Here is a 13,650-nt window from a genome sequence, read left to right as displayed (position 1 = left end):
TGCTGATCGTCGATGGCATCAACATGACGACAAGCACTACCCCATGAAAACGCCTCTGCACTATCTGGTGGCTGCAAGGCAAAGCGAGATTGCCGAGCTGGAGCAGATCAGCCGCGCCAGCAACCTGGTGGCGAGCATGTCCGAGCTCGTCCATGCGCTGCAGAAAGAGCGCGGCCTCTCGAATATCTTTCTGGTCAGCGGCGGCGTGCAGGCGCAGCAGAGCCTGCTCGACCATGGCCTTCATGTGGACCAGGTCATGGAGCGGGTCTGTCTCGCGCTTGAAGAGCTGGGCGCGCGGGCGCCGGGCGCGCATGGCGCTCGTCTGTTCAATGCGATTGCCAATGCGCTGCAAGGCTTTGAAGCCCTGCCGCTGCTGCGCCGCCGGCGCGATGCTCTGCAGCTGAGTGCCGAAGACTGCACGCAGGCGCTGATCCGCATGATTGCGGCCTGCCTGACCGTGGTGTTCGAGGCGGCGGACAGCGCCTGCGATCCCGATATCGCGAAATTGCTGGTGGCGCTGTTTCATTTCATGCAGGGCAAGGAGCTGGCGGGCCAGGAGCGCGCCACAGGGGTCGCGGCGTTTACCGCAGGGGCCGGCAGGACAGAGCGTCAGCGCCATTGGCTGCATCTGATCGAATCGCAGGAGCGCTGCTTTCAGGTGTTTGCAGACTTCGCCAGCCCCTCGGGGATGGAGCGCTGGCAGCAGCAATGCGGGGCCTGTCCCGATATGACGGTGATCGAGCGGCTGCGGCGCCTGGGCTGTACGGCCGGGGACGGCATGGCGCTGGACTGCAGCTTGAGCTCGCCATGGTTCGAAGCCTGTTCCAGCCGGCTCGATGCCATGCACCAGATTGAGGCATTCCTGGCCGAGGAGCTGCAGGCCCAATGTCTGCGCAAGCTGGAGCAGGCAGGTGCCGCGCTGAGTCAGCAAAAGGCGCTGCTGGAGATGCAGCCGCAGCCTGGGACTAGCGCCGAAGCGGCTGCGGCCTTTCTGGGAGCCACGCAGCCAGCCGCCTCCTTGCCTGCGGAGGGCGCATACGGGCTGCAGCTCGAGAAGAGCATCGTCTTGCTTGTGCAGGAGCAGTCCATGCGCCTGCAGGACATGCAGACCGAAATCGACAAGGCGCGTGCCACGCTCAAGGAGCGCAAGACCATAGAGCGTGCCAAGGGCGTGCTGATGAACTACCGCCAGCTCAGCGAGGGCGAGGCCTACAAGCTGATCCGCCAGACGGCCATGAACCAGAACCGGCGCATGCTGGATGTGGCCGAGGCGATTCTGGCCACAGTGGACCTGCTGCCTGGCAGCACCAATTCATCGCTTTGACAGAGTTGTACTTGTTGCGCTGCACCAAATATGGGCCAAAACCGGGGAGCAAAGCCTGCTCCACCTCTGATCGGGGACTGGCATGGTTTGTGCATGACTGTTGATGTCAAGCAGACCAAAGGCGGTCGCGCTTAAAGCGTTATTACGAGTGACCTGGGACAACGGCGTCCTTTTCTCCTCACACCCGAGGAGGGAAGGGCGCCTTTTTGTTTTCCGGATCGCCTTCACCACGATTCTTGATGGAGTTTTCTCATGAGCCAGCGCCTCCCTTCGTCTACTGTTCCTGCGCCCGAGCCCGTATCTGCCGGTGGGCGGCGTGAGTTTCTGCGCGTCGCCGGTGCCGCAGCCCTCTATGGCACGCTGGGTCACCATGGCGCCTGGGCCGCAGGCTCCGACGCGCCGGAGAAGAAAGAGGTCAGGATCGGCTTCATCCCGCTGACCGATTGCGCCAGCGTGGTCATGGCCTCGGTGCTGGGCCTGGACCAGAAATACGGCGTGAAGATCGTTCTCAGCAAGGAGGCGAGCTGGGCCGGCGTGCGCGACAAACTGGTCAACGGCGAGTTGGACTTCGCCCATGTGCTCTACGGCCTGGTCTACGGCCTGCACCTGGGCGTGGGCGGCCCCAAGAAAGACATGGCCGTGCTCATGGGGCTGAACAACAACGGCCAGGCGATCACGCTGTCCAAGGCTCTGGCCGACAAGGGAGCGGTCGACGGAGCCAGTCTGGCCAAGGTCATGGGCAAGGAAAAGCGCGAATACACCTTCGCCGGCACCTTCCCCACCGGCACCCACGCCATGTGGATGCATTACTGGCTGGCGGCAGCGGGCATCAACCCTTTGTCCGAGGCCAAGCTGATCACCGTGCCGCCGCCCCAGATGGTGGCCAATATGCGTGTGGGCAATATGGATGGCTTCTGCGTGGGAGAACCCTGGAACCATCGCGCCATCATGGACGGCATAGGCATCACGGCCAATACCACGCAGGACATCTGGAAGGACCATCCCGAGAAGGTGCTGGGCACCACGGGCGAGTTCGCACAGAAGAATCCCAACACCTGCCGCGCCGTGATGATGGCGATTCTCGAAGCCGGCCGCTGGATCGACGCCAGCCTGCAGAACAAGACGAAGATGGCCGAGATCGTGGCACAGAAGTCCTATATCAATACCAGCGTGGACGCCATCAATCAGCGCATTCTGGGGCGCTACCAGAATGGCCTGGGCAAGACCTGGGACGACCCCAACCACATGAAGTTCTTCAACGACGGGGCCGTGAACTTCCCCTATCTGTCGGACGGCATGTGGTTCCTCACCCAGCACAAGCGCTGGGGTCTGCTCAAGGCCCATCCCGACTATCTGGCCGTGGCCAAGCAGATCAACCGCATCGACCTCTACCAGCAGGCGGCCAGTCAGCTCAAGGTCAGTGTGCCCAAGGATGTGCTGCGCAGCAGCAAGCTCATGGACGGCGTGGTCTGGGATGGCAAGAACCCGGCCCAATACGCTGACGGTTTCAAGATCAAGGCCTGAGGCCGTCACCCTAACGGAGAACCATCATGGTCAGTGCCGCACTTCATTCGCCGCTGGAACTCGATCCCCCGCATGACCCCCAACTGGCCGCTCTGGCCGCCAACGATGCACAGCTGGAAACTGCAGAAAAGACAGCTGGCAACGCAGATATTTCAAGGGCTGAAGTGAAAAAAGATACCGGTGTCGTCAAGCCATCCCCGGCGGTGATCTCGACCCCGCCCGGCCGCTGGCGCCGGCACGCGGAAGCGTTTGCTGGCCAGGTATTGCCGCCGCTGCTGGGGCTGGCGCTGCTGGTCGGCCTGTGGTCGCTGGTCTCCAGCACCACCGGAAAGAGCATTCCTACTCCGGCCGAGACCTGGGATCAGGCCTTGCAGGTGTTCAGCGATCCCTTCTACCGCAATGGACCCAATGACCAGGGCGTGGGCTGGAACGTACTGTCCTCACTGCAGCGCGTGGCCCTGGGTTTCGGTCTGGCGGCACTGGTCGGCATCCCTTTGGGTTTCGTGATCGGGCGCTTCAGCTTTCTGTCGCGCATGTTCAACCCCTTGATCAGCCTGCTGCGCCCTGTCTCGCCGCTGGCCTGGCTGCCGATAGGCCTGCTGGTGTTCAAGGGCGCCAATCCGGCAGCCATCTGGACCATCTTCATCTGCTCGATCTGGCCCATGGTCATCAACACCGCCGTGGGCGTGCAGCGTGTGCCCCAGGACTATATGAATGTGGCGCGCGTGCTCAATCTGTCGGAGTGGAAGATCGCCACCACCATTCTGTTTCCTGCGGTGCTGCCCTATATGCTGACCGGCGTGCGCCTGGCCGTGGGCACGGCCTGGCTGGTGATCGTGGCCGCCGAGATGCTGACGGGCGGCGTGGGCATAGGTTTCTGGGTCTGGGACGAGTGGAACAACCTCAATGTCAAGAACATCATCATCGCCATCTTCGTGATCGGCATCGTGGGCCTGGTGCTGGAGTGGGCTCTGGTCAAGCTGGCCTCGGCCTTTACGTTTGAAGAGGTCAAGACTTAACCCACCCCTGAGCCGCGCCTTCGGGCGCGTCACCCCCTCAAGGGGGCACCACCGATGGCCCGGCAAAGCCGGCGTCACGGTGGCCTCGGAAAAAACAAGGAGTACCTCATGCATACATCTCTCAGCACCAAGTACATCGAGATCCACGGGGTGGAGCAGACCTTCAAGACTGCCAAGGGACTGTTTCCCGCACTGCGCGACATCAATCTGAACATTGCCAAAGGCGAGTTCGTCAGCCTCATCGGGCACTCGGGCTGCGGCAAGTCGACACTGCTCAATCTGATTGCCGGCCTGACCATTCCCACGGGCGGTGCACTGCTGTGCGCCAACAAGGAAATCAAGGGCCCCGGGCCCGAGCGTGCGGTGGTCTTCCAGAATCATTCGCTGCTGCCCTGGCTGACCTGCTGGGGCAATGTGCATCTGGCCGTGGAGCGCGTCTTCGGCAAGCGCGAAAGCAAGGCACAGCTGGCGCAGCGCACCGATGCGGCGCTGGCCATGGTAGGGCTCAGCCATGCGGCGCAAAAGCGCCCCGGAGAGATCTCGGGCGGCATGAAGCAGCGCGTGGGCATTGCCCGCGCCCTGTCCATGGAGCCCCAGGTGCTGCTCATGGACGAGCCCTTCGGTGCTCTCGACGCCCTGACGCGTGCCAAGCTGCAGGACGAGCTGCTGGAGATCGTGGCACGCACCCAGAGCACCGTGGTGATGGTCACGCATGATGTGGACGAGGCCGTGCTGCTGTCCGACAAGATCGTGATGATGACCAACGGGCCTGCGGCCACGATTGGCGAGGTGCTGCATGTGGCGCTGCCACGCCCGCGCAGCCGGGTGGAACTGGCCGAGGATGCGCAGTACCAAAGCTATCGCAAGGCGGTGATCGACTTTCTCTACACGCGCCAGGGCCATGTGGAGAAGGCGGCCTGAGCCTTTCTGATTTCAAGCTGCATGGCGCCTTGGGGCGCCATGTCTGTTTTGCACAGCAATAAAGCGGCCGTGCACAAAAGCAGTGCATGCCGCAGGATGGAATAGTCTCTGCAGGCTGAGAAAAGCTGGCACAGCTATTGCATGTTGTTCAGCGTGGCCAAGGTGGGTCACCGGGGGATGGTGCAAGGCTGGACCAGAACCCACAGACAAAGACGTCTACGCGTTCATGCAAGTCATGAAGTGCGCAGACGTCTTTTTTTTGGCTTTGCAAATGCCCACGGGGACTCAGATGAAAAAATCCAAACTGGTCATGATTGGAAACGGAATGGCAGGCGTGCGTGCGCTGGAAGAGCTGCTGGCCATTGCCCCCGATCTGTACGACATCACGGTCTTCGGCGCCGAGCCGCACCCCAACTACAACCGCATTCTGCTGTCGCCGGTGCTGGCCGGCGAGCAGACGCTCGGCGATATCGTGCTCAACGACTGGTCCTGGTACCAGGACCACCATATCCTGCTGCACGCTGGCTATACCGTGACGGCCGTCGACCGGGCCCGGCGCACGGTGCATGCGGTCAATGCCCAGGGAGAGACCGCCAGCGCCGAGTACGACCGGCTGATCATGGCGACGGGCTCCAAGCCCTTCATCCTGCCCATCCCCGGCAAGGACCTGGAGGGCGTTCTGGCCTACCGCGACATTGCCGACACCGAGGCCATGATCGAAGCGGCCAAGACACTCAGGCATGCAGTGGTGATCGGCGGTGGCTTGCTGGGACTGGAAGCGGCCAACGGCCTCATGAAGCGTGGCATGCAGGTCACCGTGGTGCATGTCGGCGACTGGCTGATGGAGCGCCAGCTCGACGATCAGGCGGGCCGCATGCTGCAGAAATCGCTGGCCGAGCGCGGCATGCAGTTCTGCATGCAGGCGCAGACGCAGGAGCTGCTGGGCGACACCGGCGGGCGCGTGCGCGCCGTGCGTTTCAAGGACGGCAGCGAGATCCCGGCCGAACTGGTGGTGATGGCCGTGGGCATTCGTCCCAGCACCGAACTGGCCGAGTCCATGCATCTGCATGTGAACCGCGGCATCGTGGTCAGCGATACGCTGCAGACCGTGACCGATCCGCGCATCTATGCCGTGGGCGAATGCGCGGCACACCGAGGCATTGCCTACGGACTGGTGGCGCCCCTGTTCGAGCAGGGCAAGGTACTGGCCAACCATCTGGCGGAGTTCGGCATCGGTCGCTATCTGGGTTCGCTGACATCGACCAAGCTCAAGGTCACGGGCATCGATCTGTTCTCTGCAGGCGATTTCCAGGGCGGCGGCGATACCGAGGAAATTCTCATGAGCGATCCCTACGCGGGGGTCTACAAAAAGCTGGTCATCAAGGACGACAAGCTGGTCGGTGCCTGCCTGTACGGCGACACGGTGGACGGCAGCTGGTACTTCAAGCTGCTGCGAGAGGGCCGCAGCGTGGCCGACATCCGGGACAAGCTGATGTTCGGCGAATCCAATCTCGGCGATACCGGCCACCAGGGGCAGAGCAAGGCCGCGGCCATGGCCGACGGCGACGAGGTCTGCGGCTGCAACGGCGTGACCAAGGGCGCGATCTGCAAGGCCATCAAGGACAAAGGCCTGTTCACGCTCGACGATGTGCGCAAGCACACCAAGGCCAGTGCCAGCTGCGGCTCCTGCACCGGGCTGGTGGAACAGATCATCATGTTCACGGCAGGCGGCGACTACTCGGCGGCCCCCAAGACCAAGGCCATGTGCGGCTGCACCGACCACGGGCACCAGGCCGTGCGCGATGCGATCCGCGAGCACAAGCTGCTGAGCACCGATGCGGTGTTCCGCTTCATGGAGTGGCGCACGCCCAATGGCTGTGCCTCCTGCCGCCCGGCCGTCAACTACTACCTGATCAGCACCTGGCCCAAGGAAGCCAGGGACGACCCGCAAAGCCGCTTCATCAACGAGCGCAGCCACGCCAATATCCAGAAGGACGGAACCTACAGCGTGATTCCGCGCATGTGGGGCGGAGAGACCACGGCCTCCGAGCTGCGCCGCATTGCCGATGTGGTGGACAAGTACCAGATCCCTACCGTGAAGGTCACGGGCGGTCAGCGCATCGATCTGCTGGGCGTGAAAAAGGAGGATCTGCAGGCCGTCTGGAACGATATCGGCATGCCCTGCGGCCATGCCTATGCCAAGGCCCTGCGCACGGTCAAGACCTGTGTGGGCAGCGAATGGTGCCGCATGGGCACGCAGGACAGCACCCAGATGGGCAAGGACCTGGAGCGCGCCATGTGGCGCATGTACGCACCGCACAAGGTGAAGTTCGCGGTCAGCGGCTGCCCGCGCAACTGCGCGGAGTCCGGCATCAAGGATGTGGGAATCATCGGTGTGGACTCGGGCTGGGAGATGTATGTGGGCGGCAACGGCGGCATCAAGACCGAGGTCGCGCATTTCTTCACCAAGCTCAAGACCGCCGAAGAGGTGATGGAGTACACGGGCGCCTTCATGCAGCTGTACCGGCTGGAAGGCTGGTATCTGGAGCGCACGGTGCACTACATCAATCGCGTGGGCCTGGACTATGTCAAGCGACGCATTCTCGACGATGCCGAGGGGCGCAGGGCGCTGTGGGAGCAGCTGCAGTTTGCACTGGACGGCGAGCCCGATCCCTGGTTCGAAGCCGACAAGGCGGCCGTGGATACGCGCCAGTTCCAGCCACTGACTGCGGCGCAAACCGAAAGCGCCAGCGCCTGAGCACAAGCACCGAGGAGCCAGAAATGAGCGAATGGATTTCTATCTGCACGATGGACGACATCCCCGTGCTGGGAGCACGCCGCGTGGCGCGTGCACAAGGGCTGGATGTGGCCGTGTTCCGCAATGCCGACGATGAGGTGTTTGCGCTGCTGGACCGCTGCCCGCACAAGGGCGGCCCGCTGTCGCAGGGCATTGTGTTCGGTCGCAGCGTGGCCTGTCCGCTGCACAACTGGACGATTGCACTGAGCAGCGGCGAGGCGGCGGCGCCCGACGAGGGCTGCACGCCTTACTTCAGCGTGCGTGTGCAGGACGGCGAGGTGCAGCTGCGCGCCGACGAACTGGCCAGCCGCGCCCTGGAGCAGACCCGCCCGCATGCCGGTCCTGCGCATTGCGCGGGCAAACCCGGCTGTGCCACGGCCTAGTGGCTCTGTTGATATGAAATGAATAGCTGCATGCGCTTATTCAGAAAGCGTTACAGCATGATTTCACTGAAAGTCTGCCATGCATGAGACCCGATCCACCTGTCCCTATTGCGGTGTCGGCTGCGGACTCGCCTTCGGCGGTCCGCGTTGCGGTGAACATGAACGCCGCCGCCTCTCTTTGGTGATGCCATGAAAGAAACCAAGTCCACCTGTCCCTATTGTGGTGTCGGCTGCGGCGTGGTCATCGAGTCCGATGGTCTGCAGATCACCGGCGTGCGTGGCGATCCCGAGCATCCCGCCAACTTGGGCCGTCTGTGCACCAAGGGCAGCACCCTGCATCTGACGGCCGCGCCCGCCTATGCCCAGCAGGCCCGTTTGCTGCAGCCCATGCGCAGGCTGGAGCGGACAGCCGTACCGCAGGCGGTCAGCTGGGATCAGGCCCTGGACGAACTAGCCGGGCGCATCGCCCAGATTCATGCAGCTCATGGTCCCGACGCTCTGGGTTTCTATCTCAGTGGCCAGCTGCTGACCGAGGACTACTACGTCTTCAACAAGCTGGTCAAAGGCTTGCTGGGCACCAACAATCTCGACACCAATTCGCGCCTGTGCATGAGCAGCGCCGTGGCCGGCTACAAAGCCACGCTGGGCGCCGATGCACCTCCGGCCTGCTATGAGGACATAGACCTGGCCGGCTGCATGTTCATCACGGGCAGCAACATGGCCTGGGCGCATCCCATTCTGTTCAGGCGTGTGGAAGAGGCCAGGGCGCGCAATCCGCAACTCAGGATCATCGTGGCCGATCCGCGCCGCACCGAGACCGCCGAGCTGGCCGATCTCTATCTGCCGCTGCAGCCGGGCAGCGATGTGATGCTGTTTCACGGTCTGCTGCACATCATGTTGTGGGAGGGCTGGACGGACGGCGCCTTCGTCGCGCAGCACACCAGCGGCTTTGCAGCGCTCAAGGAGCTGGTGCGCGAAGCCACGCCCGAGAAGGTCGCTGCCATCTGCGGCCTGCCCGTGGCGGACCTGTACCGGGCGGCGCGCTGGATGGCACTGGGCGGTGCCGAGGAGCCGACGGACGTGCGTCGTCCCACGCTCAGCCTGTACTGCCAGGGTCTGAACCAAAGCCGCAGCGGCACGGCCAATAATGCGGCGCTGATCAATCTGCATCTGGCGACGGGCCAGATCGGCAGGCCCGGCGCAGGCCCGCTGTCGCTGACGGGCCAGCCCAATGCCATGGGCGGGCGCGAGGTGGGCGGGCTGTCCAATCTGCTGAGCGCGCATCGTGATCTTTCCAACGCAGCGCACAGGGCCGAAGTGGCGCGGCTATGGGGTGTGGAGTCGATTCCGCAGCAGCCCGGAAAGTCCGCGCTGGAGATGTTCGAGGCCGCTGCCGACGGCCAGATCAAGGCCTTGTGGATTGCCTGTACCAATCCCGCGCAGAGCATGCCCGAACAGGCCATGGTGCGCAGGGCGCTGGAGCGCGCCGAGCTGGTGGTGGTGCAGGAGGCATTTGCCGCGACCGAGACCACGGCCTATGCCGACTGGTTGCTGCCAGCTTCCACCTGGGGCGAGAAGCTGGGCACGGTCACGAACAGCGAGCGGCGTATCTCGCGGGTGCGCGCTGCCGTGGTCGCGCCGGGGGCGGCACGCCATGACTGGCAGATAGGCGTGCAGCTGGCGCGGCGTCTGGAGCAGCATCTTCGGCCTTCGCTGCCAAGCTTGTTTCCCTATGACACTGCGAATGCCGACGCGGGTGCCGAAGCTGTCTGGAACGAGCATCGCGAATCCACACGCGGGCGCGATCTGGATATCACGGGTCTGAGTTGGGCGGTGTTGGAGGTCAAGGGGCCCCAGCAATGGCCCGTGCCTCAAGGCGCTAGCCAAGGCCGGCAGCGTCTGTATGGCGATGCGGTGTTTGCGACGACGGACGGGCGCGCACGCTTTGATGCCCAGCCCTGGCAGGCGCCGGCCGTGCCGCGCGATGCGCGGCATCCGTTCAGTCTCAACACCGGTCGCCTGCGCGATCAATGGCATGGCATGACGCGCACCGGCCAGCTGGGGCGCCTGTTTGCCCATGTCAGCGAACCGCAGTTGCAAGTCAGTCCCCAGGACATGCAACGCCTGCAACTGCAGGAAGGGGATCTGGTCCATGTCTCCAACCGCTATGGCGCCATCGTGTTGCCCGTGCAGGCGGACCCGGGCTTGCAGCCCGCACAGCTCTATCTGCCGATGCACTGGGGCAGCATGTACCTGAGCGGCATGGGCTCCAAGGGGCAGCGGCTTGCGGGCGTCAACGCCCTGACCACGCCCGAGCGTTGCCCACGCTCCAAGCAGCCCGAGCTCAAGCATGTGGCCGTCAAGCTGCTGAAGGCCGAGCTGCCCTGGACCTGTCTGGGCATGGCTTGGCTTGATGAACGGCAGGTGCAGTCGGTTCGTCAGGCTTTGACCGAATTGATGGCCGAGTTCGACTTTGCCAGCTGCGTGCTGTTCGGACGCGCCGTGCCGCTGGAGCAAGCGGATCAGGGCCGCACCGGCGTGCAGTTCCGCGCGGCGGCCTATGCGGCGCCGTCCGCCGAGGTGCTGGCGCGGCTGCATGGTCTGCTGCAACTCGATGGCCCGCAGGCCATGCGCTATGCCGACGCACGTCGCCAATGCAGCCGCGCCATGGCAATAGGTCGGCAGACGGAGGAGCCCAGGCTTGATGCCTTTTTGCTCTGTGGCGACGCCAGCGCCGGCCGCTGGCTGGGGCCGGTACTGCGTGACGAGCAATCGGTGCAAAGCTATGGGCGCCTATTGCTGTCCTCGGGGGCTAGGCCGCCCGCCGCCATGCCGGCCCGGTCGCCACAGATCTGTGCCTGCATGAATGTGGATGAGGCCAGCATCAGCTCGGCGCTGGCAACGTGCGAGGGATCTACTGACGAGCGGCTCGCGCAGCTCAAGTCCTCCCTGGGTTGCGGCACGCGCTGCGGCTCCTGCATTCCCAGAATCAAACAACTGGTGCATGCGACGCCTGCGCCGCAGTCGGCAGCCCTGTCGATTGCCACCTAGATTTCGATGTCCGGCAATGCATATGAAAGGCCAGCCATGACAAACAGCCATGCCACTTCCCTGTCGGCCGTGGGCCGCTGCTATCTGGTCGGTGCCGGCCCCGGCGATCCGGAACTGCTCACGCTCAAGGCGCTGAGACTGATCCAGTGCGCCACGCTGCTGCTGGCGGACGACCTGGTGTCTGCCGACATCGTGAAGCTTGCCAGCGCAAGCGCCCGCATCGTTCATGTGGGCAAGCGCGGCGGGCGCGAGAGCACCTCGCAGGAGTTCATCGAAAAGCTCATGATCATGGCAGCCCGCCAGGGCGAGCTGGTGGTGCGTCTCAAGGGCGGTGACCCTTTCATCTTCGGCCGGGGCGGCGAGGAGGTCGAGCATCTGCGCGCAGCCGGAATCGCCGTGGAAGTGGTCAACGGCATCACCGCAGGGCTGGCTGCTGCCACCAGTCTGGGCGTGCCGCTGACCCATCGCGACCATGCCCATGGCGTGGTGTTCATCACAGGTCACGCCAAGCCGGGCAGTGCCGGCCATGACTGGCAGATGCTGGCCGGCACGGCCCACATGCTGGGGCTGACGCTGGTGATCTACATGGGGGTCGCCACTGCCGCTGTCATCCAGCAGCAGCTGCTGGCTGGCGGGCTGCCGGCTACAACTCCCGTGGCCCTGGTCCAGAGCGCCAGCCTGCCCACACAGCAGCAGATACTGACCGATCTGGGGCAGATGACGCAGGCGCTGGCATGCAGCGGACTGGGCAGCCCCTGCGTGTTCGTGGTGGGCGAGGTGGTCGGCCTGGCCGCATCGTCGGAAGCCGGCCTTGACGGCCTGCTGGAGCAGGTGCAACTGCGCCGCGCCGTGGGTGCATAAAGGCCGATTGCTGACAGCTGTCTCCCTTTTGTCTGAGTGCCGAGCCTGCATGACTAGAATTTGTCCGGCAACCCCTGAACATTTGTCACACCCGGCCTCGTCAGTCTGCAGGGGGATAGCGGCGGCCGACACCTATGAGTCATGCGATGAGCACTGCATATCCCGATACCCAGCTTTTGATCGACGGTCAGTGGCAGGACGCTGCCAGCGGCAAGAAAATTGATGTGCGCAACCCTGCAAGCGGCGAGGTGATTGGCCGTGTGGCCCATGCCGATATCGCCGACCTGGACCGCGCCCTGGCGGCGGCCGACAAGGGCTTTCAGGTCTGGCGCAAGGTGTCTGCCCATGAGCGCGGCGCCATCATGCGCCGTGCCGCAGCCCTGCTCAAGGAGCGTGCCGACGAGATCGCCGCGCTGCTGACGCAGGAGCAGGGCAAGCCGCTGGCCGAGGCCAAGGTGGAAATCATTGCTGGCGCCGGCATCATCGAATGGTTTGCCGACGAGGCTCTGCGTGTCTATGGCCGCATCGTGCCTTCGCGTCGTCCCGAGCAGCAGCAACTGGTGATCAAGGACCCCGTGGGCCCGGTCGCCGCCTTCACGCCCTGGAACTTCCCCGTCAACCAGATCGTGCGCAAGATCGGCGCGGCCCTGGCTTCGGGCTGTTCCTTCCTGGTCAAGGCACCCGAGGAGACTCCGGCCTCCCCTGCCGCCCTGCTCAAGTGTTTCGTCGATGCCGGCATTCCCGCCGGTGTGGTGGGCCTGGTCTATGGCAACCCCGCACAGATTTCCGAATATCTGATTGCCCACCCCGTGATCCGCAAGGTGACCTTCACGGGCTCCACGGCCGTGGGCAAGCAGCTGGCAGCGCTGGCCGGCCAGCACATGAAGCGCTCCACCATGGAGCTCGGTGGTCATGCCCCCGTGATCGTGGCCGAGGATGCCGACGTGCAACTGGCCGTCAAGGCCGCTGGCGCCGCCAAGTTCCGCAACGCGGGCCAGGTCTGCATCTCGCCCACGCGCTTTCTGGTGCACAACAGCGTGCGCGAGGAGTTCACACGCGCCATGGTGGCCCATGCCGAGGCATTGAAGGTCGGCAACGGCCTGGAGCAGGGCACGCAGATGGGTCCGCTGGCCAACCCGCGTCGCGTGACCGCGCTGACCCAGCTGATCCAGAACGCCGAGCAAAGCGGCGCCAAGCTGATGACGGGCGGCGCATCCTTTGGCTCTGCCGGCAACTTCTTTGCGCCCACGGTGCTGGCCGACGTGCCTTTGACGGCCGACATCTTCAACCAGGAACCCTTCGGGCCCGTGGCGGCGATTCGCGGCTTCGACAAGATCGAAGATGCCATTCAGGAGGCCAATCGCCTGTCCTATGGCCTGGCCGCCTATGCCTTCACGCGTTCGCTGAAGACGACGCACCTGCTGTCGCAGGATGTGGAAGCCGGCATGCTGTGGATCAACCAGCCGGCCCTGCCATCGGCCGAGCTGCCCTTTGGCGGCATCAAGGATTCGGGCTATGGCTCCGAGGGCGGCCCGGAAGCGCTGGAAGCCTATCTGGTGGCCAAGGCCGTGGCGATCAGCTGTGTGTAAGCCCTGAGGCGCTTTGCGCCTTTCCCCTTTCTCTACGCGCCACGCTATGGAAGGCGGACGACGCTATCGCCGCGAGGCGGCTCTTGCTTGGCGTCTCCGGGATGGAGCATGCTTGGTTTGAAGTGTCGCTCTGAGAAGCAAAAAGCCGCTGTGTTTGCAGCGGCTTTTTTCATGGGCGATG

10 protein-coding genes are annotated in these 13,650 nt (G+C 64.1%); all 10 read left to right on the top strand.

What is annotated here, in order from left to right; translation table 11 throughout:
- The first annotated feature begins 43 nt into the window (after positions 1-43).
- The 10 genes from DJFAAGMI_RS15805 to DJFAAGMI_RS15760 all read left to right on the top strand — a co-directional run bounded on the left by DJFAAGMI_RS15805 (position 44) and on the right by DJFAAGMI_RS15760 (position 13,469).
- Positions 44-1,324, top strand: a complete 1,281-nt coding sequence (locus tag DJFAAGMI_RS15805; RefSeq protein WP_211457833.1) for a nitrate regulatory protein — start codon at positions 44-46, stop codon at positions 1,322-1,324.
- A gap of 252 nt (positions 1,325-1,576) precedes the next feature.
- Complete coding sequence (locus DJFAAGMI_RS15800; RefSeq protein WP_211457832.1) at positions 1,577-2,848, top strand: CmpA/NrtA family ABC transporter substrate-binding protein; 1,272 nt, start codon at positions 1,577-1,579, stop codon at positions 2,846-2,848.
- 26 nt (positions 2,849-2,874) lie between these two features.
- The gene (ntrB, locus tag DJFAAGMI_RS15795; protein ID WP_211457831.1) at positions 2,875-3,867 is read left to right on the top strand and encodes a nitrate ABC transporter permease; all 993 of its coding nucleotides are present in this window, start codon (positions 2,875-2,877) and stop codon (positions 3,865-3,867) included.
- Between the two features lie 108 nt (positions 3,868-3,975).
- Positions 3,976-4,788 carry an ABC transporter ATP-binding protein gene (locus DJFAAGMI_RS15790; protein ID WP_167006652.1) on the top strand — a complete coding sequence of 271 codons (813 nt, stop codon included), beginning with the start codon at positions 3,976-3,978 and terminating at the stop codon, positions 4,786-4,788.
- Between the two features lie 289 nt (positions 4,789-5,077).
- Positions 5,078-7,546 (top strand): nitrite reductase large subunit NirB, encoded by a 2,469-nt coding sequence (nirB, locus tag DJFAAGMI_RS15785; protein WP_249334360.1) that lies wholly within the window; start codon positions 5,078-5,080, stop codon positions 7,544-7,546.
- Positions 7,547-7,569: 23 nt separating this feature from the next.
- A complete protein-coding gene (nirD, locus tag DJFAAGMI_RS15780) occupies positions 7,570-7,968 on the top strand; it encodes a nitrite reductase small subunit NirD (RefSeq protein WP_211457830.1) in 399 nt (132 codons plus the stop codon).
- Between the two features lie 79 nt (positions 7,969-8,047).
- On the top strand, positions 8,048-8,161 hold the full coding sequence (locus DJFAAGMI_RS25260; RefSeq protein ID WP_211457829.1) for a hypothetical protein: 114 nt from the start codon (positions 8,048-8,050) through the stop codon (positions 8,159-8,161).
- Positions 8,158-11,019: a nitrate reductase gene (locus DJFAAGMI_RS15770; protein WP_211457828.1), complete on the top strand. Its 2,862-nt coding sequence runs from the start codon at positions 8,158-8,160 to the stop codon at positions 11,017-11,019. Before DJFAAGMI_RS25260 ends, DJFAAGMI_RS15770 begins: the two co-directional genes overlap by 4 nt.
- Positions 11,020-11,055: 36 nt before the next feature.
- Positions 11,056-11,880 carry a uroporphyrinogen-III C-methyltransferase gene (cobA, locus tag DJFAAGMI_RS15765; RefSeq protein ID WP_211457827.1) on the top strand — a complete coding sequence of 275 codons (825 nt, stop codon included), beginning with the start codon at positions 11,056-11,058 and terminating at the stop codon, positions 11,878-11,880.
- 146 nt (positions 11,881-12,026) lie between these two features.
- Entirely contained in the window at positions 12,027-13,469 is a 1,443-nt protein-coding gene (locus tag DJFAAGMI_RS15760) for an NAD-dependent succinate-semialdehyde dehydrogenase (protein WP_167006640.1), read from the top strand.
- The last annotated feature ends 181 nt before the right edge of the window (positions 13,470-13,650 follow it).

Source organism: Comamonas brasiliensis (assembly GCF_018292285.1).
Taxonomy (GTDB): domain Bacteria; phylum Pseudomonadota; class Gammaproteobacteria; order Burkholderiales; family Burkholderiaceae_C; genus Comamonas; species Comamonas brasiliensis.
The sequence above is the reverse complement of the archived record's forward strand: the minus strand, read 5'-3'. Positions and strand labels throughout refer to the sequence as shown.

Bases quoted from the DNA above. Each gene is read 5' to 3' on its own strand.
- cobA (WP_211457827.1), top strand. From the start codon at position 11,056: ATGACAAACAGCCATGCCACTTCCCTGTCGGCCGTGGGCCGCTGCTAT.
- DJFAAGMI_RS15760 (WP_167006640.1), top strand. From the start codon at position 12,027: ATGAGCACTGCATATCCCGATACCCAGCTTTTGATCGACGGTCAGTGG.
- DJFAAGMI_RS15790 (WP_167006652.1), top strand. From the start codon at position 3,976: ATGCATACATCTCTCAGCACCAAGTACATCGAGATCCACGGGGTGGAG.
- DJFAAGMI_RS15800 (WP_211457832.1), top strand. From the start codon at position 1,577: ATGAGCCAGCGCCTCCCTTCGTCTACTGTTCCTGCGCCCGAGCCCGTA.
- ntrB (WP_211457831.1), top strand. From the start codon at position 2,875: ATGGTCAGTGCCGCACTTCATTCGCCGCTGGAACTCGATCCCCCGCAT.
- DJFAAGMI_RS25260 (WP_211457829.1), top strand. From the start codon at position 8,048: ATGCATGAGACCCGATCCACCTGTCCCTATTGCGGTGTCGGCTGCGGA.
- DJFAAGMI_RS15770 (WP_211457828.1), top strand. From the start codon at position 8,158: ATGAAAGAAACCAAGTCCACCTGTCCCTATTGTGGTGTCGGCTGCGGC.
- DJFAAGMI_RS15805 (WP_211457833.1), top strand. From the start codon at position 44: ATGAAAACGCCTCTGCACTATCTGGTGGCTGCAAGGCAAAGCGAGATT.
- nirD (WP_211457830.1), top strand. From the start codon at position 7,570: ATGAGCGAATGGATTTCTATCTGCACGATGGACGACATCCCCGTGCTG.
- nirB (WP_249334360.1), top strand. From the start codon at position 5,078: ATGAAAAAATCCAAACTGGTCATGATTGGAAACGGAATGGCAGGCGTG.